20 protein-coding genes are annotated in these 23,943 nt (G+C 65.0%); 13 read left to right on the forward strand and 7 right to left on the reverse strand.

Annotation, left to right across the window (positions count from 1 at the left end; translation table 11 throughout):
* The first annotated feature begins 26 nt into the window (after positions 1-26).
* Positions 27-1,232, forward strand: a complete 1,206-nt coding sequence (locus SB749_RS11305; RefSeq protein ID WP_410710417.1) for an acyl-CoA dehydrogenase family protein — start codon at positions 27-29, stop codon at positions 1,230-1,232.
* 85 nt (positions 1,233-1,317) lie between these two features.
* A complete protein-coding gene (locus tag SB749_RS11310; protein WP_410710418.1) occupies positions 1,318-3,036 on the forward strand; it encodes a class I adenylate-forming enzyme family protein in 1,719 nt (572 codons plus the stop codon).
* 21 nt (positions 3,037-3,057) lie between these two features.
* On the opposite strand, the gene SB749_RS11315 is transcribed toward SB749_RS11310, so the two are convergent.
* Together SB749_RS11315 and SB749_RS11320 are read right to left on the reverse strand one after the other, a co-directional pair.
* Positions 3,058-5,661, reverse strand: a complete 2,604-nt coding sequence (locus tag SB749_RS11315) for an AAA family ATPase (protein ID WP_410710419.1) — start codon at positions 5,659-5,661, stop codon at positions 3,058-3,060.
* The gene (locus tag SB749_RS11320; RefSeq protein WP_410710420.1) at positions 5,658-6,791 is read right to left on the reverse strand and encodes a metallophosphoesterase family protein; all 1,134 of its coding nucleotides are present in this window, start codon (positions 6,789-6,791) and stop codon (positions 5,658-5,660) included. Before SB749_RS11320 ends, SB749_RS11315 begins: the two co-directional genes overlap by 4 nt.
* A gap of 122 nt (positions 6,792-6,913) precedes the next feature.
* Between SB749_RS11320 and SB749_RS11325 the strand changes: the two genes are divergently transcribed.
* From SB749_RS11325 to SB749_RS11335, 3 genes are all read left to right on the forward strand, one after another.
* Positions 6,914-7,738 carry an ABC transporter ATP-binding protein gene (locus SB749_RS11325; protein ID WP_410710421.1) on the forward strand — a complete coding sequence of 275 codons (825 nt, stop codon included), beginning with the start codon at positions 6,914-6,916 and terminating at the stop codon, positions 7,736-7,738.
* A gap of 85 nt (positions 7,739-7,823) precedes the next feature.
* Positions 7,824-8,867 (forward strand): ABC transporter substrate-binding protein, encoded by a 1,044-nt coding sequence (locus SB749_RS11330; RefSeq protein ID WP_410710422.1) that lies wholly within the window; start codon positions 7,824-7,826, stop codon positions 8,865-8,867.
* Between the two features lie 3 nt (positions 8,868-8,870).
* Positions 8,871-11,006 carry an iron ABC transporter permease gene (locus SB749_RS11335; protein WP_410710423.1) on the forward strand — a complete coding sequence of 712 codons (2,136 nt, stop codon included), beginning with the start codon at positions 8,871-8,873 and terminating at the stop codon, positions 11,004-11,006.
* 3 nt (positions 11,007-11,009) lie between these two features.
* Here the strand turns inward: SB749_RS11335 and SB749_RS11340 are convergent, their stop codons facing one another.
* Positions 11,010-11,921 carry a LysR family transcriptional regulator gene (locus SB749_RS11340; RefSeq protein ID WP_410710424.1) on the reverse strand — a complete coding sequence of 304 codons (912 nt, stop codon included), beginning with the start codon at positions 11,919-11,921 and terminating at the stop codon, positions 11,010-11,012.
* Between the two features lie 64 nt (positions 11,922-11,985).
* Between SB749_RS11340 and SB749_RS11345 the strand changes: the two genes are divergently transcribed.
* The 7 genes from SB749_RS11345 to iadA all read left to right on the forward strand — a co-directional run bounded on the left by SB749_RS11345 (position 11,986) and on the right by iadA (position 20,111).
* Positions 11,986-13,467 (forward strand): malate:quinone oxidoreductase, encoded by a 1,482-nt coding sequence (locus tag SB749_RS11345; RefSeq protein ID WP_410710425.1) that lies wholly within the window; start codon positions 11,986-11,988, stop codon positions 13,465-13,467.
* 210 nt (positions 13,468-13,677) lie between these two features.
* Positions 13,678-15,240 carry an ABC transporter substrate-binding protein gene (locus SB749_RS11350; RefSeq protein ID WP_410710426.1) on the forward strand — a complete coding sequence of 521 codons (1,563 nt, stop codon included), beginning with the start codon at positions 13,678-13,680 and terminating at the stop codon, positions 15,238-15,240.
* Positions 15,241-15,242: 2 nt separating this feature from the next.
* Positions 15,243-16,355, forward strand: a complete 1,113-nt coding sequence (locus SB749_RS11355) for an ABC transporter permease (RefSeq protein WP_410710427.1) — start codon at positions 15,243-15,245, stop codon at positions 16,353-16,355.
* Entirely contained in the window at positions 16,352-17,284 is a 933-nt protein-coding gene (locus SB749_RS11360; protein WP_410710428.1) for an ABC transporter permease, read from the forward strand. Before SB749_RS11355 ends, SB749_RS11360 begins: the two co-directional genes overlap by 4 nt.
* Positions 17,281-18,072, forward strand: a complete 792-nt coding sequence (locus SB749_RS11365; protein WP_410710429.1) for an ABC transporter ATP-binding protein — start codon at positions 17,281-17,283, stop codon at positions 18,070-18,072. The genes SB749_RS11360 and SB749_RS11365 overlap by 4 nt, the downstream gene beginning before the upstream one ends.
* Positions 18,069-18,905, forward strand: coding sequence for an ABC transporter ATP-binding protein (locus tag SB749_RS11370; RefSeq protein WP_410710430.1), 837 nt, complete (start codon positions 18,069-18,071; stop codon positions 18,903-18,905). Before SB749_RS11365 ends, SB749_RS11370 begins: the two co-directional genes overlap by 4 nt.
* Positions 18,906-18,956: 51 nt before the next feature.
* Complete coding sequence (gene iadA / locus SB749_RS11375; RefSeq protein WP_410710431.1) at positions 18,957-20,111, forward strand: beta-aspartyl-peptidase; 1,155 nt, start codon at positions 18,957-18,959, stop codon at positions 20,109-20,111.
* An 85-nt stretch (positions 20,112-20,196) separates the two neighbouring features.
* Here iadA and SB749_RS11380 read toward each other — a convergent pair whose 3' ends face one another.
* Positions 20,197-21,096, reverse strand: a complete 900-nt coding sequence (locus SB749_RS11380; protein ID WP_410710432.1) for a DUF6597 domain-containing transcriptional factor — start codon at positions 21,094-21,096, stop codon at positions 20,197-20,199.
* 18 nt (positions 21,097-21,114) lie between these two features.
* Here SB749_RS11380 and SB749_RS11385 point away from each other — a divergent pair, with 18 nt between their 5' ends.
* Positions 21,115-21,537: a VOC family protein gene (locus SB749_RS11385; RefSeq protein ID WP_410710433.1), complete on the forward strand. Its 423-nt coding sequence runs from the start codon at positions 21,115-21,117 to the stop codon at positions 21,535-21,537.
* 16 nt (positions 21,538-21,553) lie between these two features.
* Here the strand turns inward: SB749_RS11385 and SB749_RS11390 are convergent, their stop codons facing one another.
* The 3 genes from SB749_RS11390 to SB749_RS11400 are packed head-to-tail and all read right to left on the reverse strand — an operon-like array spanning position 21,554 to position 23,893.
* Positions 21,554-22,150, reverse strand: a complete 597-nt coding sequence (locus SB749_RS11390) for a hypothetical protein (RefSeq protein ID WP_410710434.1) — start codon at positions 22,148-22,150, stop codon at positions 21,554-21,556.
* A gap of 1 nt (position 22,151) precedes the next feature.
* A complete protein-coding gene (locus SB749_RS11395) occupies positions 22,152-23,690 on the reverse strand; it encodes a sodium/proline symporter (protein ID WP_410710435.1) in 1,539 nt (512 codons plus the stop codon).
* Complete coding sequence (locus SB749_RS11400) at positions 23,687-23,893, reverse strand: hypothetical protein (RefSeq protein WP_167194909.1); 207 nt, start codon at positions 23,891-23,893, stop codon at positions 23,687-23,689. The genes SB749_RS11395 and SB749_RS11400 overlap by 4 nt, the downstream gene beginning before the upstream one ends.
* Positions 23,894-23,943: the final 50 nt, after the last annotated feature.

Consider the following 23,943-nt stretch of genomic DNA (forward strand, 5'->3'; position numbering starts at 1 on the left):
GACCCACCGAGAAGCAAGGAGCCCACGTGTTGGAAATCAGCGAACGCGGACGCGAGTATCAGGAGCGTCTGAACGCCTTCATGGACGAATTCGTCTACCCGGCCGAGCCGGTCTACGCCGAGCAGATGGCCGCGGCGGCCAGCCCCCACACACAGCCGCAGATCCTCGAAGACCTCAAAGCCGAAGCGAAGAAGCAGGGCCTGTGGAACCTCTTCCACCCGCACCCGGAATGGGGACCCGGGCTGACGAACCTCGAATACGCTCCATTGGCCGAGATCACCGGACGCAGCCTGGAGATCGCCCCGGAAGCGATCAACTGCAATGCGCCGGACACCGGCAATATGGAGGTCTTCACGGTCTTCGGCACCGATGACCACAAGGAGAAGTACCTGCGGCCCCTGCTCGAGGGTGAGATCGCTTCGGCCTTCGCCATGACCGAGCCGGCCGTGGCCAGCTCCGATGCGACGAACGTCGAGATGAGCATGGAGCGCACCGACGACGGATTCGTGCTCAACGGCCGCAAGTGGTTTGCGTCGAACGCGATGCACCCGAACTGCCGGGTGCTCATCGTCATGGGCAAGACCGATCCCACCGCCGAGGTGCACCGTCAGCAGTCGATGCTCGTCGTGCCGATCAATGCCGCCGGAGTCACCGTGGTGCGCAACCTGCCCGTATACGGCTACGCCGACCGGGAGGGCCATGCCGAGATCGTCTTCGAGAACGTGCTCGTGCCGTTCAAGGACATTCTCAAGGGCGAGGGCGAAGGCTTCGCCATCAGTCAGGCGCGCCTGGGTCCGGGCCGGATCCACCACTGCATGCGTGCCATCGGAGCCGCCGAGCGGGCGCTCGAACTCATGGTCAAGCGCGCAGAATCCCGCGTGACTTTCGGTGAGAAGCTGTCGAACCGGGCGAACATCCAGGACTGGATCGCCGAGTCCCGGATCGAAATCGATCAGGCTCGCCTGCTGACCCTGCACGCCGCGGACATGATGGACAAGTACGGCAACAAGGTGGCGAAGAACGAGATCGCTGAGATCAAGGTCGTCGCACCGACGATGGCGCTGAAGGTCATCGATCGGGCGGTTCAGGTCCACGGCGGCGGCGGAGTCACCGAGGACTTCCCACTGGCCCGGATGTGGGCGCATATGCGCACCCTGCGTCTGGCCGATGGACCGGATGAAGTGCACAAGCGCTCTATCGCCCGCAATGAGATCAGGAAATACCGCGCTTGAGGTCGACTCTTCCGCGATACAGTGAGACCCCACCGCGCCCGCAGCAGAGTGCACGGGCCTGGCACAGCCTGCGAAAGGATGTTCAATGACGAACAATTGGTTTGAGGAGCGCCCATGGATCACCACTTTGGGCGATCTCGCTCAGGAGCCCTATGTCCTGCGGGATTCCACGCCCTTGGCCGATCTGGCTGACACGGTCGACGCCCGTGGCGACGAGGAAGGCATCAACTACTACGGATTCACCCTGACCTGGGCGGAGTTCGACCGCTGGTCGACGGCTTTCGCTGCCTTCCTCTCGGCCCACGGGATCAAGCCCGGCGACCGTGTCGGCATCTATGACCAGAACACCCCCGCGTTCGTGATCTCCACCTATGGGATCTGGAAGGCCGGAGGCACCGTCGTCCCCCTCAACCCCATGTACCGCGGCGAGCTCGATCACATCTTCGCCGATTCCGAGGTCAAGGGACTCATCGTCTCTCAGGCCGCCTATCTCGACCGGGTCAAGGACTATACGGCGGACCTGCCACTGGTTGTGCTCAGTGATGACCGGAGCTTCCAGGCGGATGGCCCTGATGCGATCTATGCGATGTTCGACAAGCTTCCGCGGTTCGAGGAGCTGCCGCCCGCCGAGGGACGTTTCGCGTTCGCAGAGGCGGTGGAGGGCTACCTCGATACCGATTTCACCCCGCACTCCCCTGCTCCGTCGGACCTCGGTCTCATCGCCTACACGTCAGGCACCTCGGGACGGTCGAAGGGAGCGGCGGCGACTCATGCGAATATCTCGAGCAACTCGCGTTACTGCCTGCGCAACCCGATCCTGGGTCCCGGCGACGGCTACGTCTCACTGGCTCCCTTGTTCCACATCACTGGATTCATCTGCCAGTTCCTTGCGGCTGTGGCCGGTGGTGCCCGGCTCATCCTCAACTATCGTTTCGAACCTGGTTCGCTCATCGCTCTGTGTGATCGGGAGAAGCCTGCGTACATGGCTGGCCCGGCCACGATATATACGGCGATGATGGCGCACCCCGACTTCAGCGCCGAGAAGTTCGCATCTTTCAAGTCCCTCATGTCCGGCGGTGCACCGCTGCCCGAAGGACTGGTCAACAAGTTCGAAGAGCGTGCCGAGATCTATGTCGGTCAGGGCTACGGCCTGTCGGAGACCTGCGCTCAGGTCGCCACCGTGCCGCATGGTTTCCAAGCCCCGGTCGACCCGGACAGCGGGAACCTCGCCTGCGGTCTTCCGCAGCCGGATGTGATGATCCGCATCCTCGATGACGACGGTCAGCCCGTGGGCCCCGGGGAGGTCGGAGAGGTTGCGATCTCCGGACCGCAAGTGGTCTCCAGTTACCTCAACAACCCGCAGGCCACCGCAGAGCAGATCCCCAACGGCGAGCTGCACACGGGCGATGTCGGGTTTATGAATGAAGACGGGTGGCTGTTCATCGTCGACCGGAAGAAGGACATGATCAATGCCTCCGGCTTCAAAGTCTGGCCGCGGGAAGTCGAGGATGTGCTCTACATGCACCCTGCCATCCAAGAGGCAGCTGTCGTGGGCATCCCCGATGACTACCGCGGCGAGGATGTGTCGGCGTTCGTCACCCTGCAGCCCGGCGCCGAGGCGACCGCTGAGGAGATCATGTCATTCTGCCGGCAGAAGCTCGCTTCCTATAAGGCTCCGCACCAGGTGACGTTCATCGATCAGCTGCCGAAGACGAGTTCGGGCAAGATCCTGCGGCGGACCATCCGCGCCGATGCCGTCGAAGCCGCCCAGGCAACCAAAGCGGCAGCGGGGTCTGCCGACTGAGGCTGAGGTCGGGGCTGAGATTCAGCCCAGGCTGACGGTTTCGGCGCCGCCGATGGAGGCGAAGCGGTCGGGCTGACAGGTGAGCAGAATGACCTGGGCCGTGCGGCCGACATTGCCGAGGATGACGTTGAGGGCGGACAGGCGCTGCTCATCGGAGAAGCCGAAGGCATCGTCGAGGATGACCGGTGCTCCGGCTTCCGCATCGACGAGGGTGGCGACGGCGAGTCGCCCGATGAGCGCCAGCTGTTCCTTCGTCCCGCCCGAAAGCGCGTCGAAGGCCACGGTGCGTCCGTCGAGCGTGCGGGAGACGATTTCGAGATTCTCGGAGATCTCCACCGACAGTCCCTGACCGAAGATCACCCGACCCAGCTTCTCGATCGCCTCCTTGAACGGGGCGACGTACCTCCGCTGAGCCTCTTCCTTGTGTGCGAGCACGGTGTCGCGCAGCAGTCGGATCGCATTTGCCTGCCGCTGCATGCGAGCCTGCTTCGACCGAATGGACTCCACGTTCTGCTCTGCAGCTTTGAGCTTGTCGTAGATGCCCTCGGCCGCACGGTCATCGATGAGAGCCGAGAGCTGATCGACCTCCTGCCGGTCCTTCTCCTGCTGCTTCTGTTTGCTGTCGACGAGCTGGAGAGCGTTCTGCAGTCGCATCTCAAGAGTCTCGGGGTCGGCGGCCTCGTATGCGGAGCGTGCGGCAGCGGCTTCGTCCTCAGCCTGTGTCTGTGTCGCCGTGGCAGCGGTCAGTGCTTCGTCGAGGGACTCATCGGAGTTCGCTTCCCTGTCCATGCTCAGGCGGGTGCTGAGGTTCTGCAGCGTCGTCGCCGCCTGTTCGCGCGTCGACTGTGCACGCACGGCTGACACCCGTGCCTCATCCCGGTCGGTGCGAATGCGTTCGAGCACGGTCCTAGCCGTCTCGACCTGCGCGGTCGCATCGTCAACGGCTGCTGACGTCGATTCGACCAGTGCTTCGAGGTCGTCGATCGATGCGGCGGTTCCGGTGGTATCAGCGGGGTCCCCCGCCACGTGTTCGGCTCGGGTGAGCGCGGCATCGAGTCCGTCGCGGTCGTCGTCGCCGATGAGCACCCGCAGAGTCGATGAGGCTTCGGCCAGCACGGCCTCGGCATCGGTGCGCACCTCGCTGCGTTCGCGTGCCTGTTCTAGGGAGGTCACGCCGAGCCGGTCGAGTTCCGCATCGAGAAAGGTCTGTGCGGAGTCGAGGGCCCGGTCGAGTTCGGCTGGTGACTGTCCCGGTCGCACAGTGATGTCGACGACGGAGTCGACGAGGATCTGCAGGTCCGAGGTGACGGCGAATTCCTCGGCGGACCCCTTGGGCACATCGGTTCCGTCGATGCTCACGGCGGTATCGCCGAGGCGGCGGGCGACGATCTGTGCGGCGGCCGCGGTCTTCGCGTTCTGCGCAATGCGCAGCTCGGTGAACAGTCCTCCGAGTTTCTCCACGTCTTTCGCGGTCACGGTGATCGACCCGATCGTCACTTTCGCCTCGGCTGCTCTGCGTTCCTGGTCGCGGATGTCGGCCAGCCTCTTCCGCAGAGTGTCGACCTCTCTGCGTGCGCGGGCCCGAGCGAGATCGGCGGCTGCGGTCTTCGCTTCAACCTGAGCGGTGAGAAGTGCGGCCTGTTTGGCCTCGAGGCCCTTCTGCGCCTCGGCGAGAGACGAGTCCTCTTCCTGCTGTGCGGTCGTGACCGTCTTGAGTGCATCGTCGGCAGTCTTCACCGACTCTTCGGCCGTGGTGACCTCGGTGATGAGTGCCTGACGTCGGTCTCGCGCCTCCTCGGCACGCTGACGTTCTCTCTGTGCGACGCCCGCGCGTTCGAGAGCTCGATCGAGTTCGGCCTTGAGCCCGGACACGGACTGCACAGCCTGTTCAGCCTCTTCGCGTTCGGTCACGGCCGATGCCAGCTGAGTGCGCCCATTCGTCAGCCTCTCGGCTGCTCGGGCATGCCGGTCGACGAGCCCGTCCATATCGGCGCTGCGCGCCTTCAGTTCACGATGCTGCTCTTCGGCACCGGGGAGTTCTTCGGTGAGTCTGCGCAGCTCACCCGTCTCCTTGCCCTTTGCCGTGAAGAACCTCAGGTATTCGGTTTCGACTCTGTCGAGGAAGGCATCGTGGTCAGCCGGTTCCTCCCCGGCCTCGCCCAAAGCACCGTGCAGTGCCTTGATCTCGGCCAGGGAGGCCTGATCGAGGCTGCGTCCCTGAGCGACGTCGAGGGCGTCGAGCAGGTCGACATCGACGGTTTCGTCGAGGATCGCCAAGAACCGTTCGTGTGCTTCGCTGCCGCTGAGCTGTTCGGGGACGGGTTTGAGAACGCTCAGCTCGGTGAAGGGCTGTTTGATCCAGCGTTTGCTGTATCGGAGTTCGTAGTCCCCGGTGCTCAGGTGCAGTTCGACCTGCGGACCGACATCGGAGCCGACCGGTTGGGTGTCTTTGACGCTGGCCTTGCGGGAGCTGTCCTTGTCCTCGCGCAGCTGTGTGATGGCCTGATGGATCGAAGACTTCCCGACCTCGTTCGGGCCCTCGACGATCGTCACCCCGGAGCTGAAGTCGACGGTGGCGTCGCTGATGGCGCGGTAGTCGATGAGGCGGATGGAATGGAGTCTCATGAGCCGCTCCTGGCGAATCGAAAGAGCAGGCCGAGTGCGTCTTGGGCCGTGACTGCTGAGTCGTCGTCTGCTGTGGCTCGTGCGGAGAGCTCGTCAAGAGTCTCCTGCAGATATCCGCTCAGTCCGAGATCGGCGAAGTCGTCGTCGGCGGCGACGACGGCCAGGTCCATGTGCCGCTCCCAGAGTGAGACGAGCGCGAACAGGTCGGAGAAATGGTCGAGCTGTTCGTCGAGTCGGGCTTTCGCCGCCGTCGGCAGAGTGCCGCGCAGGATCAGCCACACCGCCGTGCGGTCCTTGTCGGGAACGGCATTCATCTGCTCTTCGAACTCGGTGACATCCTCGGCGGAGTTGAGGTCGGCTTCGATGACGGTGAAGGCCCATGTGCCGACGTGGATCTTCTCGACCTCGGCCCGGTGGGTGTCGGCGTCGATGTCGACGAGGAGCACGTTGCCCGGATCGGTCTCCCGCCGTGAGGTCACCTCCGGTGCTCCGGGGTACCAGATGCGGTCGGCGACCTCGAAGGTTGCGTGTCGGTCGCCGAGTGCGACGAACTGGGCACGGTCGTCGCGCAGCAGTGCCCGCAGATGGTCGGTGTCGATTGTGGCCAGCGATTCCCGATCGGGGTCGAGGACGCTCACGGCTCCGTGGCCGGCGATGATCCGGATATCACCGGCCGCCACCTCGGCGAGGTCTTTCGTCGCTGCGGCGACGAGATCCCCTTGGGGATGTTTGGAGGACCATGGGGCGCCGATGATCTCGACCCCGGGAACGACGGTGAAGGGGTCGCTGTCGCGCAGGACATGCACATGGGAGGGCACTCGCGAGGAGAAGGCTGGGGAGTCGTAGATCGATGCGGCGTCCAAGGGGTCGTGGTTGCCGGGAAGCAGCACGACCGGCACGGTGAACGCGTTGAGGACTTCGAAGGTCCGGGCGATGATCGCGCGGTCGAGCTGGTTGGTTTCGAACACGTCTCCGCAGACGAGGACGAACTCCGCGCCCGTCTCGGCGGCGAGCGCACCGATGCGAGCCACGGCATCGAGGCGTGCGCGGTGGAACCTCGGGCGCGCCTCGTCGCTGAGGTAGTGCGCGGTCATGCCGAGCTGCCAGTCCCCCGTGGCGATGAATCTCATCTGCTCCTCCTCGATCGGTCCCATCCTACGGTCGCAGGCCCACACTATCGGCAGGCGCTGACACAAGTGATCTGCACCACACACATACCCTCAAGCGTCGACTTAGGTTAGGCTAATCATTTGTGAACGCGATTGCACTGACTGCCACCGGCCTCAATCTGGGCTACGACCGCACCGAGGTCGTCCATGACGTGAGCCTGACGATCGTCCCCGGACGGGTCACCGCCCTGCTCGGACCCAATGGGTCGGGCAAGTCGACCGTCCTGCGCTCACTGGCCGGGCTGCACCCGATCACCTCGGGCGATGTCGTCATCACCGAGGCTGACGCAGACACTCCGTCGAGCACTCTGACGGCCAGAGAGTTCGCCCGGTTCGTCACCCTGCTGTCCCAGTCGCGCCCGCATCCGTCGGGTCTCAGCGTCCGTGAGATCGTCACCTTCGGCCGCCACCCGCACCGTAAGCGCTTCGCCGGGCTCACCGACGTCGATCGCGCTGCTGTCGATCGCGCACTCTCCCTCACCGGCACCATGGTGATGGCCGACCGTCCGGTCGACCAGCTCTCCGGCGGCGAACTCCAACGCGTCTGGTTAGCGACCTGTCTGGCCCAGGACACCGGAGTCCTCCTGCTCGACGAACCGACGAACCATCTCGACCTGCGCTACCAGGCGGAGATCCTCGACCTCATACGTGAACTCGCCGACGACCACTCCATCGCCGTCGGCGTCGTCCTCCATGACCTCGAACATGCCGCCACCGTCGCCGATCACGTGGTCCTGCTCGAACAGGGGCGCATCCGCTCGGTCGGCACCTGCGAAGACGTCTTCACCGCCGAGACGCTGAGCGAGGTCTACGGGCTGCCCATCTCGACCCGGATCGATGCCGACACCGGCCTGGTCCGGGTCGAAGCCCTCCACCGACGGACTCGTCGCCCGGCCGCAGCCCTCTGAGCGCACCACCCCACCTTCTGACAGTCACACCCAGAAATCGCACCACCTCATCTCCGATCGCCGATCGGTTCACAGAAAGAACACCATGACCAGAACTCCTCTGTCGCGCACCTCGTTCGCCGCCTTCGCCTCGGCAACGGCGGTCTGCGCACTGGCCCTGACCGGATGCGGCACCACCGATACCGACGCTCCTGCTGATGCGAAGGGACAGACCTCCGCATCGTGCACGGACGACTCGAGCCCCACCTCGGCGGATCCGGTCACCGTCACCGACGACACCGGCCACGAGATCGAACTGGACAAGCCGGCCGCGAAGGTCGTCTCCCTGGAATGGCAGTACACCGAGGATCTCCTCTCCCTCTGCGTCGATCCCGCCGCCGTCGCCGATGCGAAGGGCTTCACCACCTGGGACACGGCAGAGAAGCTGCCCGACTCCACCACCGACGTCGGCACTCGCCAGGAACCCAACGTCGAATCGATCCTGTCCGCCGATCCGGATCTCGTCATCATCGAAACGACGAACCGCAAGGACAAGATCGTCGGTCAGCTCGAGAAGCAGGGAATCCCCGTGATGGCGATGGCCGGCGCCGACGGGAAGGATCCCGTCAAGTACATGAAGGACACGTTCACCACCGTCGCCGAGGCGACCGGTCGCACCGAGCGCGCCGACACCGTCCTCGGAGATTTCGATGCGAAGCTCGAAGAATCGAAGAAGGCCATCGCCGAGGCGGACCCGGCCACCACCGAATTCGTCTACTTCGACGGCTGGGTCAACGGTTCGAACGTGGCGCTGCGTCCCTTCGGCCAGGGTTCGCTCATCGGCGAACTCGGCGAGGAGCTGGGCCTGAAGAACGCGTGGACCGGTGAGGTCGACCCCGCGTACGGCCTCGGACAGACCGATATCGAAGGCATCTCGAAGGTCGGTGACGCGAACTTCTTCTACACCGGGACCGAGGACCCTGAGTCCGAGGACTATGTGGAGCTGCTGAAGAAGAACGACATCTGGGCGAACATCCCCGCAGTGAAGGACGACCGCACCACGGCCTTCCCGGCAGGCATTTGGACCTTCGGCGGACCCAAGTCGTCCGAGCAGGCCCTCGACGCCTACGTCGACGCACTGACCAAGTAGACCGTGGCCTCTCCCCTGACCCGTCCGAACACCTCCCAGCAGACGGCTGCGGCACCGGAACCGACCATGGTTCCGGTCCGCGGCCGCGGAGTCGTCGGCGCCCTGTCGACCGCCGCCGCGCTGCTCGGCCTCGTTGCCGTCCTCGTCATCGCCTCCGCCTGGCATATCACGCAGGGAACCTCGGGCATCGGCATCAGGGAACTGTTCACGGCCGCGACCGACACGCTCTCCCCCGCCGAGGATGGCCCCAGCGCCCGTGACATCCTGCTGGGGTCCCGGCTGCCGCGCGTGGGGGCGGGCATCCTCGTCGGCCTCGCCTTGGGTGTGGCCGGCGCCCTGTTCCAATCACTGGCGCGCAACCCCTTGGCGTCGCCGGACACGCTGGCGGTCACCGGCGGTGCGTACTTCGCCGTCACCGTGGTCACCGCCTTCGGCATCGCGATTCCGATCTGGGCCTCGGGAGGGGTCGCCTTCCTCGGCGGCCTGCTTGCCGCAGCCCTGGTCCTCGGCCTGGCCGGAGGCGCGGGAGCGTCGACGACTCGTCTCGTGCTGGCGGGCACGGCCACGGCGATGGCGCTTCAGGCGGCGACATCGACTCTGCTCATCCTCTTCGCCGAAGAGACGACGAGTCTCTTCTCCTGGGGTTCGGGCACTCTCAATCAGCTCGATGGCAGCGCGGCCCTGCGCAGCATTCCCGTCATCGTCGTCATCGCCGGCGGTGCGATCCTGCTGTCGAGGCGTCTGGACCTGCTCGGGCTCGGAGACGACGCTGCCTCGGTGCTCGGGGTTCCGGTCAGGTCGACGCGGGCCATCGGGATCCTCCTCGCCGTCATGCTCACCGCCACTGCGGTGACCCTGGCCGGTCCGATCGGCTTCGTCGGCCTCTGTGCCCCGGTCATCGCCCGACTCCTCGCCCGCGTCGTACCGAGCCTCGGCCGTCATGCCGTGCTCTTTCCCGCCGCCGGTCTCATCGGTGCGATCATCGTCATCGTCGCCGATGCCCTGCTGCGCGCGATCGTCGGCGCCACCGAGGCGATCACGCTCCCGTCGGGAGTGACGACGACCGTGCTCGGGGCGATCGTCCTCGTTCTGCTGGCACGGTCGATGCGCACGGTATCACCGGCGGCGGCCTCCTCGGCGGCGAATTCGACCGTCGTCGGTCCGCGACGAGCGGCCCTCGTCATCGGCATCGGAGTCGTGGTCCTCGTCCTCGTCGCCGCGATCGGTCTGCTCACCGGGGAACGGTTCTACCTCCTCGGCGATGTGCTGCTGTGGTTCCAGGACCGGGCGGCACCCGTCATCGATTTCGCCTTCGATTCTCGGGCGCCCCGCGTCGCCGCTGCCCTGGCCGCCGGTGCCGCGCTGGGACTCTCCGGCACTCTCGTCCAGGCCAGTGCGCGCAACCCTCTGGCCGAACCCGGCCTGCTCGGCATCACCGGTGGAGCCGGGCTGGGTGCCGTCATCGTCGTCACCCTCATCCCCGGCGCCGGGGTCGGGCTCGTCTCTGCGGTCGGCATCGTGGGCGCCCTGGTCGCCTTCGCCATCGTCTATGGGCTCTCGTGGCGGGGCGGAATGAATACCGATCGTCTCGTCCTCATCGGCATCGGCCTGTGGTTCGGGTTCACCGCCCTGACCACGCTGTTCCTCGTCCGGGCGAACCCCTGGGACACGCCTGCTCTCTTCACCTGGCTGTCCGGATCGACGTACGGAAGGGCGTGGGCGGACATCGCTCCGGTCGCCCTCGCCCTGCTCGTCGCCGTGCCGCTGGCGTTCGTGTGGACGCGCGAGCTCGACCTGCTCGCCCTCGACGATGACACGCCACGGCTGGTCGGGGTTCCGCGTGAACCGGTGCGCCTGGCGGTGCTCATCACCGCGGCCGTGCTCGCTGCGGTGAGCGTATCGGCGGTCGGCGTCGTCGGATTCATCGGCCTCGTCGCCCCGCACGCTGCGCGCGCCCTGGTCGGCGCCCGTCACATCCGGGTCGTGCCCACGGCGATGCTGCTCGGAGCCGTGGGCCTCGTCGTCGCCGACGCCGTGGGGCGCACGGTCATCGCTCCGGCGCAGATACCGGCCGGTCTCATCGTCGCCCTCATCGGCGCCCCGTACTTCGTCTACCTGCTGGCACGCACCCGCGCGTGACCGTCAGTCCCCGCGCGTCCACGCGGCCGCGTGCTCGCGGATGAAGTCGCGCAGGCGCTCGACGACCCGACCGGGTCGGCGCACGGCCGAGCACAGCGCGATCTCACGGACATAGTCGAATCCGTCCAGAGCCACCTCGGTGATTCCGTCGACCGGACGCACCGCGGGCGGAATCAACGCCACCCCCATTCCGCGGCCGACGAATTCGCGGATCGTCGAGAACTCGGTGACCTCGATCTTCACCTCCGGCTCGAATCCGCCGGCCCGACACCAGCGGTCGGTCAGCACCCGCAGGTTGTAACTCGCAGGGGTGGCGATGAATGCCTCGTCTGCCAGCCGATCCAGGGTGATGCTGCGGACGCCTGCCAGCGGGTGCACCTCGGGCAGCGCCGCGATGATCGTCTGCCGTGCGAGCACCTCGTGGCTGACCTCGGGCGGCGGAGGAATGATGATCGCCAGATCGAGAGTGCCCCGCTGCAGATCAGCGACGAGCTCGGCACCGTGGGCCTGTTTGAGATCGAGGCGGATGCCGGGATGAGCCCGATTGAAGGCCGCAAGCAGGTCGGGAACCTCGCCGGCTCCCATCGTCAGCGGAAATCCGAACCGGATCGTGCCGTGCTCGGGATCGGCCGCCTCGGCGAGATCGACCAGCGCCGCTTCGATCTCCGTCAGCGGGGCACGCACCGCGGCCACGAGATCCAGTGCCGCCGTCGTCAGACCGATGGCGCGTCCGCGCGGAACAGTCAGCGGCACCCCGAGGTGGCTTTCGAGGGCGCGGATACGTCGGCTCATCGTGGATTGGGGTATTCCGAGGGCGGCGGCGGCCTCGGTCAGATGCCCGTCCTGATCGGCCAGTTCGACGAGTTCCCGCAGCGCCGTCGGCGGCGCCGTGCGGGAATCGGATGGTCGTTCCATATTCGGATGATACAGTTCCAACCGCTCATTGGACGGATGATTCATGGGGGCGCATGGTGAGAATATGACTGCGAACCCCAAGCACACCGACCAGCTGCCGGACGCCGATGTCGTCCTCATCGGCGCGGGCATCATGTCCGCGACTCTCAGTTCGATGCTGACTCTGCTCGATCCCGATCTGCGGATCCTCGTTCTGGAGCAGGCCGAGGACATCGCCGGAGAGAGCAGCGACCCGTGGAACAATGCCGGCACCGGGCATTCGGGGTACTGCGAACTCAACTACATGCCTGATCCTGCCGATGGCGCGAAACCGGCAGAGATCGCCGGACAGTTCCACCTCACCCGACAATGGTGGGCCCACCTCGTCCGACTCGGACTCCTCGACCCGGCGGACTTCATCCACTCGGCCCCACATATGAACCTCGTCTTCAGGGACACGGACGTCACCTACCTGCGTCGACGCGTCGACACCCTGAAAGCCGACCCGCTGTTCTCCGAAATGGAGTACACAGAGGATCTGGACACCATCGCCCGGTGGGCTCCCCTGACGATGGAGGGACGAGCCGACACGGAAGAGCCCATGGCGGCGGCCCGGCACCCGCGCGGCACCGACGTCGACTTCGGCGCTCTGACGTCGGCGCTGCTGAACATCGGGTCCACCGAGGTGCGCACGGGTCACACGGTGACCGGGCTCGAATCGCGCGTATCGGGCTGGACGGTCAGCGGTTCGACGCCGGCGGGACAGTTCGCCGTGCACGCGAAGACCGTGTTCGTCGGGGCCGGCGGCTTCGCGCTGCGACTCCTGCAGAAAGCGAGGATCCCCGAAGTCCGCGGCTACGCGGTTCTGCCTGTCGGGGCCGCCTTCTACCGGTGCTCGACTCCGGCGGTCGTCGCCCGCCATGATGCGAAGGTCTATGGTCAGGCCGATGTGGGCGCCCCGCCGATGTCGGTGCCGCATCTGGACCGCAGAGTCGTCGACGGCAAGGAGCATCTGCTGTTCGGTCCGTATGCGACCTTCAGCACGAAGCTGCTCAAGCACGGCCGCCTTACCGACTTCTTCGCGACGGTGCGGCCCGACAACCTGCACGTCATCGCGGCCGCCGGTCTGCAGAACCTCAGCCTCGTGTCGTTCCTCGTCAAGGAGCTCGCCGCCAGCCCGTCGCGGAAGTTCGCGCAGCTGCGACGCTATCTGCCGCTGGCCCGACGCAATGAGTGGACCCTGCTGCCGGCCGGGCAGAGGGCCCAGCTGGTCAAACCGGATCGGAAGAAGATCGGCGTCCTCCAGCAGGGCACCGAACTCGTCGTCTCCGCCGACGGCTCGATCGCGGGTCTGCTCGGGGCCTCCCCCGGCGCATCGACGGCGGTGCCGATCATGGTCGATCTGCTCAAGCAGGCCTTCCCCGCCCAATGGCACGGGGACTGGAAGTCCCAGATCGCCGAGGCGGTCCCCGACCTCGATCGCTCCGACTGGACCGCAGAGGCGGTCGCCCGCTCCCATGCCACGACCGATGAGGCGCTCGGTCTGTCCCCGGTCAGCCTCGGGTGACCCGCGCGGTCTTCCGCTGCGGGCTTGCCCCGCGTCGGTCGAGGAAAACAGCCACCGTCTGAAGCCGCAGATCTGAGATCTCATTTCGCGGCCCGGGACGTTGGCGGAAGTGCACAGTGGAAATCCTTCAGCTTTGTGGCAGGTTGAATTGCATGGGAGGCATTTCGACTCTAATGTGACTCACAACACTTACCGTTAGGGAGATCACACATGAGGCGTCTGACCCGCAATTTCGTCGCAATCTGCTCCACCCTCGCACTGACCGCCGGACTCGCCGCCTGCGGCAGCGGCTCCGACGAAGCAGGCGGCGCCGGCGACACGATCGTGGCCGAGACCGCCTTCAACCTCAAGACGATCGACCCGCACCGACAATTCGAATTCACCGGTTCGACGATCGACAGCGCCATCTACCAGACGGTTCTCGAATTCGAGGACGGTGACCTCACCAAACCGACCGATGGCCTCTGCTCCTTCGAAATGTCCGAGGACAACAAGGAGATGACGCTGACCCTCAAAGACGAGGATGCGAAATTCTCCAACGGCGACCCCGTCACCGCCGACGACATCGTCTTCTCCTTCGAACGGCTGCAGGGCATCAAAGGCAACCCTTCGTTCTTCCTCGACGGGGTCAAGGTGAAGAAGGTCGACGACAAGACGGTCACGCTCACCAGCGAAGAACCCAACCCTGCACTGCCCTACATCCTCCCCAACTCCTCGATCGGCATCGTCAATTCGAAGGTGGTCAAGGAGAACGAGGGAACCACCGATGAGATGGACGGAGCCGAACAGTTCCTCAATGAGAACTCGCAGGGCTCGGGACCGTACAAGGTGGAGAAGTACGACGCCGACAGCCAGGTCGTGCTGACCGCGAACGAGCACTACAACGGTCCGGAACCGAAGTACAAGCGAGTGGTCCTGCGCAATGTCTCTGCCGAGACCCAGCTGACCGACATCCAGTCGGGCCAGGCTCAGGTCGCCTACGACCTCAACGCCGATCAGGCGAAGCAGATCGATGAATCGATGGGCAAGATCTCCAGCCTGCCCTCGACTCGCAGCCTCTACATCTTCAACAACACGGATGAGAAGATCGGCGGCCCCGCAGCAGACCCGAACTTCCGCAAGGCCGTCATGGCGGCGATCGACTACGACAAACTCATCGATCTCGCCGGGAAGGGATCCCAGCGCATGGCCAGTCTCGTGCCGAACGAGTTCGTCGGCGCCGTCCCGAAGGACGAGGCTCCCGAACGTGACCTCGCCAAGGCGAAGAAGCTGCTCAAGGAGGCCGGCTACGACGGAGAGAAGGTTCCCTTCCACTACTCGAGTGATCAGGCTGTCAACGGAGTCGACCTCGCACAGCTGGCCGAAACCCTGCAGGCGCAGCTGAAGGAGGCCGGCATCAACCTCGATCTCAAACCTGCCCCGAGCTCGACTCAGCTCGACGGCTTCCGCTCGGCCAAACAGCCGATGGGCATCGGAACCTGGGGTGCGGACTTCCCCGATCCGACGAACTACAACGTTTTCATTCCCGGCGGCGACGTTGCCGATCGCGTGAACTGGAGCGCCGACCCGAAGCTGAAGAAGCTCGCGGACGAAGCGGCCAAGGCGAAGGGTGATGCGCGCGATGCCGCCTACGCGAAGCTGTTCAAGGCGACCACCGACACCGCGGTGTGGATCCCGCTTGTCCAGCCGGTCAGCACCGTCGCCGTCGGTTCGAGCATTGAGAAGTTCGTCTCCAACGCCGACATCTCGTTCGACTTCGCAAAGGCAGAGTGAGGATGGCGGAAGCCACCACAGCACCTCACGATGCTGATGCCGCGTCCGCAACTGCTGAGACGGACGCGGCGCAGCGAGTCAAACCGCCGAAGCTCCACCCTCTGCTCCGGTTCATCCTCATTCGGATCGGGATCTCGCTCATCCTGATCTGGGGCGTGACCGTGGTGACGTTCCTGCTCACCAACCTCGTGCCCACCGACCCGGTCGCCGCCATCCTCGGCGACCGGGCCGCGGCAGATCCCGAGATCGTCGCGCAGACACGGGAGAAGCTCGGACTCGACCAACCGCTCCTCGTCCAGTACTTCACGTACCTGGGCAATCTGCTGCAGGGAGATCTCGGAGTCTCCAATCAGACCCGCACACCCGTGCTCGCCTCGATCGGGCAGGTCTTCCCCGCATCGATCGAGCTCGGCATCGGGGCGATCCTCATCTCAGTGATCCTCGGACTCCTGCTCGGTCTGCTCAGTGCTCTCAAACAGAACAGCCTCGTCGACCACGCCATCCGCACCCTCAGCCTCATCGGCATCTCGGCACCGACATTCTGGATCGCCACCGTCGCCTACTTCGTGTTCTTCTTCAAACTTCGAGTCGTCCCCGGCGCCGGACGACTCGACCCGTGGATCACCCCGCCGCCGAAAGTGACCGGCCTCTACACGCTCGACTCCCTCTTGGCGGGACAGATGGCAACCTTCGCCAATGCGCTGGGCCACCTCATTCTGCCGTCGTGCGTGCTCGCCCTCTTCACCATCGGCCTGCTCACACGGTTCAGCCGCTCGAGCGTCCTCGACATCATCAGACTCGACTACGTCACCGCCGCGAAGGCGAAAGGGCTGCCGGCACGGACAGTGGTCTTCAAATACATCTTCCGCGGTGCGCTGGTCCCGATCATCACCGTCGTCGGTCTGGCATTCGGCTCCCTGCTCTCCGGAGCTGTGCTGACTGAGACCGTCTTCGCCTGGAACGGACTCGGCCAGTATGCCTACCGCGGAGCGACGACGCTCGACCTGCCCGTCATCATGGGCGTCGGCCTCGTCATCGGCATCGTCTATATCCTCGTGAACTTCATCGTCGACCTGATCTACGGCTTCGTGGATCCGAGGGTGAGGGTGAGATGAGCATCGGCACCCCGAAGCAACCCACCAATGCCCCCACCACCGAGGCGGTCCGCCGCGATCCCGTCGACCCCGGACTCAAAAGGTGGCAGATCCGCTTCCCGAAAGCCCTGCGCACTCCCCTGGGGTTCGTGGGCGCAGGAATACTCGCGCTCTGGCTGATCGCAGCGATCTTCGCACCGCTGCTGGCCCCGTTCGATGCTCTGGCGCAGAACTTTCCGAGGCTCTCGGCTCCCAACGGGGAGAATCTGCTCGGTACCGACACACTGGGCCGAGACGTGCTCTCCCGCATCCTCGTTGCCGCCCGCACCACCTTGCCCGCCGCGGTGTTCGTCGTCATCTGCTCGGCGCTGCTCGGCTCGGTGCTCGGTGCCATTGCCGGATACTTCGGTCGAGCCGTCGACGAGATCATCATGCGCATCGCCGATCTGGTGTTCGCCTTCCCCACGATCATCCTCGCCATGGTCATCGCAGCCGCCCTCGGCCCGGGCCTGAAGAACGCGATCATCGCGATCCTGCTCGTCTCCTGGCCGTCCTACGCGCGTGTCACCAGATCGCTGGTGATGACCGCGCGGGGCAGTGAGTACGTCATCGCCGGACGCCTGCTCGGATTCAGCGCGGGCAGATCACTGGCCCGCGAAATTGCACCGAACGTCATCTCTCCCGTCGTCGTGCTCGCCACCCTCGATGTCGGTTCGGCGATCCTCACCATGGCAGGACTGTCGTTCCTGTCTCTCGGTGCCGTTCCGCCGACCCCCGATTGGGGCGCAATGATCAGCGAAGGCGTCTCTCAGTTCGCTGCCTGGTGGATCGCCTTCTTCCCCGGCCTCTGCATCCTCACCATCGTCATGGCGTTCAACTTCATCGGCGACAGTCTGCGCGACACCCTCGATCCCCATACCGCCCAGGAAGTCGGTGAGACGACCTCATGAGCATGATCAGCATCAGAGACCTCAATCTGTCGGTCACTGCAGGCAAGAAGACCACCCACATCCTCAAAGACGTCTCGTTCGACCTCGAAGCAGGTCGCATCACCGGTGTGGCAGGTGCGTCTGGGTCCGGCAAGACCCAGACCGGTCTGGCCGTCATGGGACTCTCGCCCACGGGCGCGGAGCTGAGCGGAAGCATCGATTTCGACGGGGTCGAACTGGTGGGGATGCCTGCCAAGCAGCACAACCGCCTGCGCGGAGTGCAGCTGTCGATGGTCTTTCAGGATCCGGCCTCGGCGTTCCATCCCATGCTCACAGTCGGCGACCAGATCACCGACCACCTTCGACACCACCAGAAAGTGTCGAAGACAGCTGCCCTGGCCAAAGCCGTCGAGATCCTCGGCCGAACCAGGGTGCCGCACCCGGAGGAGGCGGTGAAGAAGTACCCGCACCAGTTCTCCGGCGGACAGCTGCAGCGAATCGCTTTCGCCTCGGCGATCATCTGCGATCCGAAGGTGCTCATCGCCGACGAACCAACCACAGCACTCGATGTCACCGTGCAGGCAGGCATCCTTCGGCTGCTGCGTGAACTCTGCGACGATCTCGACCTCGCCGTGCTGCTGGTCACCCACGACTTCGGAGTGCTCTCCTCGGTCGCGGACACCATCGTGGTCATGAAGAACGGAGTCGTCGTCGAAACCGGTGAACGGGAGGCGGTCATCACCGCTCCTCAACACGAATACACGCGTTCGCTCATCGAATCGCTGCCAGGAGCGGAGGTCTCCCCATGACGTCGATCGACCAGGCCCCGGCCGCCGCCACCGCTCACTCCCCCGCATCAGGTGCTCCGCTCCTGGAACTCGATTCAGTGGCATGCGAATACAAACTCGACGGCGGCGGCCGCTTCCGCGCCGTCAACGGAGTGTCTCTGCAACTGGGTCGCTCGGAAGTGCTCGGGCTCGTCGGCGAATCCGGCTGCGGCAAATCGACGCTGGCCAAACTCATCTGCGGGTTGGAGAAGCCGGCAGACGGCTCCATCACCTTCGACGGTCATCCGGTCAGAGCGCTCGGGTTGAAGAAGAGAGCGAAGGAACTGCTCGGCATTCAGATGGTCTTCCAGAACCCCTACGCGTCGCTCAATCCGCGCAGGCGGATCCGCGACCAGCTCGACGATGCGCTGGCGCTCAACCCTGACGGCACGTGGACCGTCGAATCGCTGTTGGAAGCCGTCGACCTGCCGGCCGACTCCGCCCAGCGCTATTCGCATTCGTTCTCCGGCGGACAGAGACAACGTATCGCCATCGCTCGGGCCCTGGCTGCAGGCCCGAAAGTGCTCGTCGGTGATGAGCCCATCGCCTCACTCGATGCGTTCCTGCAAGCACGGATCGCTCGCATGATGCGCGACCTCGCCATCGACTCCGGTGCCTCGATGATCTTCATCAGCCACGATCTCTCGGTCGTTCGCGATATTGCAGACAGGGTCGCAGTGATGGAAGCCGGACGCATCGTCGAAGTCGCTCCGACCGACCAGATCTGGAACGACCCGGAGCACCCGTATACGAAGAAGCTGCTGGCCGCGATTCCCAAGGTCGACGGCAAGGGGATCATCCCCGGCAGCGACTGACCTGCCGAGCAGCCGGCGGACGCGAAGCGGCATCGAAAGGACACGAGAGTCATGGTCATCCTGATTCGCGGGGCGGAGATCTGTGCGCCCGAACCGCTCGGAGTGCGCGACATCCTCGTAGAGGGCTCACGTATCGCCCACCTCGGCCAGGTGGATCGCGACATAGTCGCGCAACTGCCGGATTCGGCAATCATCGAGGCCGACGGGCTGACTGCCGTACCCGGTTTCATCGACCCCCATGTGCACATCATCGGAGGCGGAGGCGAAGGCGGATACGCGACGCGCACTCCCGAGATCGACATCGGCGACATCATCCGCGCAGGAGTGACCACTGTCGTCGGCTGCCTCGGCACCGACTCCATCACCCGCTCTCACCGCGGTCTCCTCGCCAAAGCACGAGGCCTCGAAGAAGAGGGCATCACGACCTTCGTCTACACCGGCAGCTACCAGCTTCCGGCACGAACCGTCACCGGTTCCGTCGCTGACGATATCGTCCTCATCGACAAGGTGATCGGGGCCGGCGAGATCGCCATCTCCGAAAGACGGTCGTTCCAACCGACGATCGAAGACCTCGCCGATATCGTCAGCCAATGCCATGTCGGAGGCCTGCTCAGCGGAAAGGCCGGTGTCACTCACTTCCACGTCGGATCGCATTCGACTCGGCTCGCGCCCCTTCTTCGGCTCCTCGACGATTATCCGATTGCCCCGCCCGCCGTGTATGCCACCCACATCACCCGTGATGACGAGCTCATCGCCGAGGCGGTCGACCTCGCGGCCAGAGGCGCCTTCGTCGACATGACCGCCGGAGCGTCCACCGTCGAAGCGGTGAAGAAGTTCGTCGAATTCGGCGGCAGTCTCAACCGGCTCACCCTGTCCTCGGACGCCAACGGCAGCCTGCCGAAGTTCGATGCTCAGGGACGCCTGACGGAACTGCAGGTGGCAGACCAGTCGACGCTGTTCGACCAGGTGTGGGCGTGCGCTGATTCCAGCGGCCTGCCTCTGTCGCAGGTCCTCTCGTTCGTCACCGCCAACACTGCAGACGCCTTGAAGCTCCCACGCAAGGGACGGATCCGTCCGGGCTGTGACGCCGATCTGCTGCTCGTCGACGAAAGGCACTCCATCGAGCACGGTTTCGCACTGGGCCGGCCGACCATCAGCAGGGGCGAGCTGCTGGTCAGAAGCACATTCGATCAGACGCCACGCTGAACCGGTACCGACCGCACCGACCAGACCGCTGAGGCGTTCGCCCGCCCGCGCGGCGAGGCCGGTGACTTGGTCGGTCTGTCCCCGGTCAGCCTCGCGTGACCCGCGCGGACTTCCGCTGCGCGTACTCGGCGGGGCTGAAACCGGTGACGCGAACGAAATCCATGCTGAAGTGCGACTGGTCGAACCATCCGAAGTGTGCGCCGAGGTCGGCCAGAGTTCCGTCCCACCCGCGGTCGATCGCTGCGACCGTGTCGATGATCCGCGCCCTGGCCAAGACCTTCTTCACTCCGACTCCGCAGAAGTCTGCGAATATCCGCTGCAGCGTCCGCTCACCGATATCGGCTCTCTCCGAGAGAATCTTCAGGCTCACGACTTCGGGATCGGACAGGATGTCGAGCACTCGTTTCAGCCGTTCGAACGACGGGGTCATCTGCGGCCGCCAGGACAGCAGCCAGCTTTCCACCGAAGCGGCGAGTTCGCTGAAGTCGGGCGCCCCGGATCTCTGAGACTGCGCAAACATCTCGGTCAGTCCGAGGTCGGCATCCAACCTCGGAAACCACAGTGCGGCAGGGACGGTCGAATCACGGATGCTCGCCGGCTTCTCCTCGGAGAATGCCAGTGTCGCACCCGGCTGAAAGTTCACGCCGAAGACTCCGCCGCGTCCGAAGATTCCCACATCGAAGCGCCGTTTGGTGACCGGACCGGTCACCCATGCCCCGGGGCCGTCCACGTGTGCCCGCCGGCTGTTGCCGAACTCGAAGGTCAGATGGATGGTCGGTTCGGACAAAGTCGCCGTCTGATAGCTCTCGCCCTCCGGCAGATCCCATTCGACGGCCCAATAGCGTTTGACGAAGGGGCGCAGGCGCTCGGCGACGACACGAACGGACGAATAGCGCGCATGCTCGAGCATTTCCCCCGGTTTGAGCACACGTCCGAAGAAGTGCTGCGGCAGTGACGCATTTTTCCTAGTGACGTCGTCGTCCATGGCACAAGAATGTCAGACATGACTGAAACACAGAAGACCGACACCGCGGCTGCCACCGCCGACAACTCCGCCACAGCACCTGTCGCCACTCTGGCGATGGTCACCCTCGACGCCCCGAACGCAGCCGTTCTCGGAGAGTTCTACTCCGCCGTCCTCGGCTGGCCCATCGCCTATTCGGACGAGAACTATGCGATGCTCACCGGCCCCTGCCATGCCCTGGGCATCGGCACGATCCCGGACTATCAGCGACCGAGATGGCCCGACGACGGACACAAGCAGTTCCACCTCGACCTCGCCGCCGATGACATCGAAGCGGCAGCCGATCGCTGTGTCGCACTCGGTGCCTCCCGAGCCGAACCGCAGCCGGGCGAGACCTGGGTCGTGCTCCTCGACCCGGCCGGTCATCCGTTCTGCATCACGGACGCCAAGAACTGGGGCTGAGCATCCCGGCTGTCGTTCAGCCGATCTCTCGGCTCCGCCCTGCCTTGTCCACCCGCACGATGTAGTGAGACCCGTCGAGACCATCGACGAGGATCGTCGCCGAATGCTTCTCATTCCCTCCGGTGACGATCCAGTTAGGTTTGAGCACACCGCGCAGACCGTCGGCGGGCGTGATGTCGATGCCCATCCCGAGTTTGACCGTCTTGACGACCTTCGCACGGGCCAATGATCGTGCGGTCCGCTCGGCCGCCCCCGGGCTCGGCAGCGGTCCCGCCTGCTCGCCGATCAGACTCGACCACTCCTCAGGGTCCGCGGAGGCGCCGCGAGGGGTGAAGTCCGCGATCATGCCCCGCCCGGACACCGCATTGACGAGCACGTCGATGCGCTGCCCCGGCCCGGCCGCACCCCGACGGAAGAATCCACGAGTGTGCACATCGAGGGCGGCCCACCAGAACGGATGGTGGACGATTCTCGCCTCGGCGACAGCGCCCGGGAGCTTGCGCTGGAAGGCTGCGAGCGCCTCGGCGGTGGTGACGTGCGGTTCCATTCGCACCGGATCCTCGACCTGCAGGTCCGGGCCGACCGGGTGCCCGGTTCCGATCTCAGCACTCATCTCAGGCGTCTTTCGGAACCTGACCGGCCAGGGAATCGTTCTGACCGGTGAGCATGTGCGCGGGAACCGCACCGATCTTGTCGGTCTCCTTCATGGCCTCAAGCACGTGGGCAGGCACCGGATGCGAACGCTGGGTGGCCAGGGAGACGAGGATGAGAGCCAGCGTCGAGCACACGATGCCGATTCCCATGGGGTCGATTCCGGTGACGTCGACGAGTCCGGTGAGCTGCCAGACGACGGAGGACACGGTGCCGGCGATCATCGAGGTGATCGCACCGGGCACGTTCGCCTTCTTCCACCACGCGGCGGCGATGTAGACGGGGACGAATGCGGCGCCGAGCACCGTGGTGGAGAAGATGACCACCTCGGCGACTGCGGGCGGATCGTTCACGGCGACGAAGTAGCCGATGATCGCCAGCACGAGGACGGTGAACCGCGAGACCCAGACGGACTGTTGGTCGGACATGTCCTTCTTGAAGAAGCGCTGGAACAGGTCCTGGCTGGCGATCGTGCCCGACTGCAGCAGCAGAGCGTCCGCGGTGGACATGATCGCGGCCATGATTCCGGCCATGACGATGCCCACGGCGAAGTCCGGCAGCACCGTGTCAGCGACTTGGAAGACCGCGAGTTCCGGGTTGTCCAGGGTCGGCAACAGGACGAGCGCCATGATGCCGACGATATAGGGGGCCGGGATGAACAGCAGGTTGAACCCGGTGGCGTAGAGGCTGGCGCGCCTGGCCACCGAGGGCCGCTTCATCGCCATATGGCTGACGTTGACGTGCGGCCAGCCCATATAGCCGATGGAGAAGACGAGGACGGCGCCGACGATGACTCCCCATTGGACGGATTCGATTCCATCGGGTCCCCACATGGTCAGCAGGTTCGGATTGATCTGCCCGACCGCCTCGTTGCCGGCCGTCCATCCGCCCACGGCCTGCAGACAGGCGATGAGGATCCACACCATGCCGATGAGCATGATGATCGCCTGCACGAAGTCGGTGTAGGCCACGGCGAGGTAGCCGCCGAGGAAGGTGTAGAAGACGATGACGCCGACGGCGATGAGCAGAGCCCAGGCGTAGGGGACGCCGGTGACCATCTCGAGGCCGCGTCCGCCGGCGATGAACTGGCTCATGACATAGAAGAAGATGCAGAACAGCGCGACCGGTGCGGCGATCGCGCGGATCCACTTCGACGGATACCGATGTTCGAGGTATTCGATCGATGTGAGCGATCCGAGGATCTGCGAGAGCTTGCGCATCCGCCGGCCCAGGATCGAGAGATTGAGGACGCCGCCGCCGATGTCACCCATCGCGTACCAGAGTGAGAAGTAGCCCTTCGTATAGGCCAGCGATCCCGCACCGAGGAACATGTACCCCGACATCGACGACGACTGCAGACGCAGAGCCGTGACCGCGGCGCCCAAGCTGCGGCCGCCCAGCAGATATCCCTCGCTGCCCTTCGACCCGATCTTGAGCGTCCACACGCCGATCCCGCCCATGGCGACGAAGTAGATGACGAGGAACCAGGTTTCGATGTTCATGCCGCTCCCCCGTTCCCGTTCGCCGAGGCGGCCCCGCCGTCTCGTCCGTCCGTGCCGTTCGCGGTTCGCGCCAGTGCCTGATCCTCGGCCACGTCCTCGGCCTTCCATCCGCGGGAGAGGAAGACGAAGACAAGGGTGTAGATCACCCAGATCGCAGGGATGCCGACAATGATGACGACCGTCGCCGTCGGGAGACCGAACACGTTGACCACCTCGTTGTGACGTAAGTAGAACAGCTTCTGTGAGTGAGATT

This window comes from Brevibacterium sp. SIMBA_078, from assembly GCF_046534565.1.
GTDB lineage: Bacteria > Actinomycetota > Actinomycetes > Actinomycetales > Brevibacteriaceae > Brevibacterium.

What these genes read in the sequence shown, in the direction of transcription:
- SB749_RS11370 (WP_410710430.1), top strand. Translation starts at nt 18,069, where the DNA reads ATGACGTCGATCGACCAGGCCCCGGCCGCCGCCACCGCTCACTCCCCC.
- SB749_RS11380 (WP_410710432.1), bottom strand. Translation starts at nt 21,096, where the DNA reads ATGGACGACGACGTCACTAGGAAAAATGCGTCACTGCCGCAGCACTTC.
- SB749_RS11355 (WP_410710427.1), top strand. Translation starts at nt 15,243, where the DNA reads ATGGCGGAAGCCACCACAGCACCTCACGATGCTGATGCCGCGTCCGCA.
- iadA (WP_410710431.1), top strand. Translation starts at nt 18,957, where the DNA reads ATGGTCATCCTGATTCGCGGGGCGGAGATCTGTGCGCCCGAACCGCTC.
- SB749_RS11330 (WP_410710422.1), top strand. Translation starts at nt 7,824, where the DNA reads ATGACCAGAACTCCTCTGTCGCGCACCTCGTTCGCCGCCTTCGCCTCG.
- SB749_RS11350 (WP_410710426.1), top strand. Translation starts at nt 13,678, where the DNA reads ATGAGGCGTCTGACCCGCAATTTCGTCGCAATCTGCTCCACCCTCGCA.
- SB749_RS11365 (WP_410710429.1), top strand. Translation starts at nt 17,281, where the DNA reads ATGAGCATGATCAGCATCAGAGACCTCAATCTGTCGGTCACTGCAGGC.
- SB749_RS11385 (WP_410710433.1), top strand. Translation starts at nt 21,115, where the DNA reads ATGACTGAAACACAGAAGACCGACACCGCGGCTGCCACCGCCGACAAC.
- SB749_RS11390 (WP_410710434.1), bottom strand. Translation starts at nt 22,150, where the DNA reads ATGAGTGCTGAGATCGGAACCGGGCACCCGGTCGGCCCGGACCTGCAG.
- SB749_RS11395 (WP_410710435.1), bottom strand. Translation starts at nt 23,690, where the DNA reads ATGAACATCGAAACCTGGTTCCTCGTCATCTACTTCGTCGCCATGGGC.
- SB749_RS11340 (WP_410710424.1), bottom strand. Translation starts at nt 11,921, where the DNA reads ATGGAACGACCATCCGATTCCCGCACGGCGCCGCCGACGGCGCTGCGG.
- SB749_RS11310 (WP_410710418.1), top strand. Translation starts at nt 1,318, where the DNA reads ATGACGAACAATTGGTTTGAGGAGCGCCCATGGATCACCACTTTGGGC.
- SB749_RS11345 (WP_410710425.1), top strand. Translation starts at nt 11,986, where the DNA reads ATGACTGCGAACCCCAAGCACACCGACCAGCTGCCGGACGCCGATGTC.
- SB749_RS11360 (WP_410710428.1), top strand. Translation starts at nt 16,352, where the DNA reads ATGAGCATCGGCACCCCGAAGCAACCCACCAATGCCCCCACCACCGAG.
- SB749_RS11320 (WP_410710420.1), bottom strand. Translation starts at nt 6,791, where the DNA reads ATGAGATTCATCGCCACGGGGGACTGGCAGCTCGGCATGACCGCGCAC.
- SB749_RS11315 (WP_410710419.1), bottom strand. Translation starts at nt 5,661, where the DNA reads ATGAGACTCCATTCCATCCGCCTCATCGACTACCGCGCCATCAGCGAC.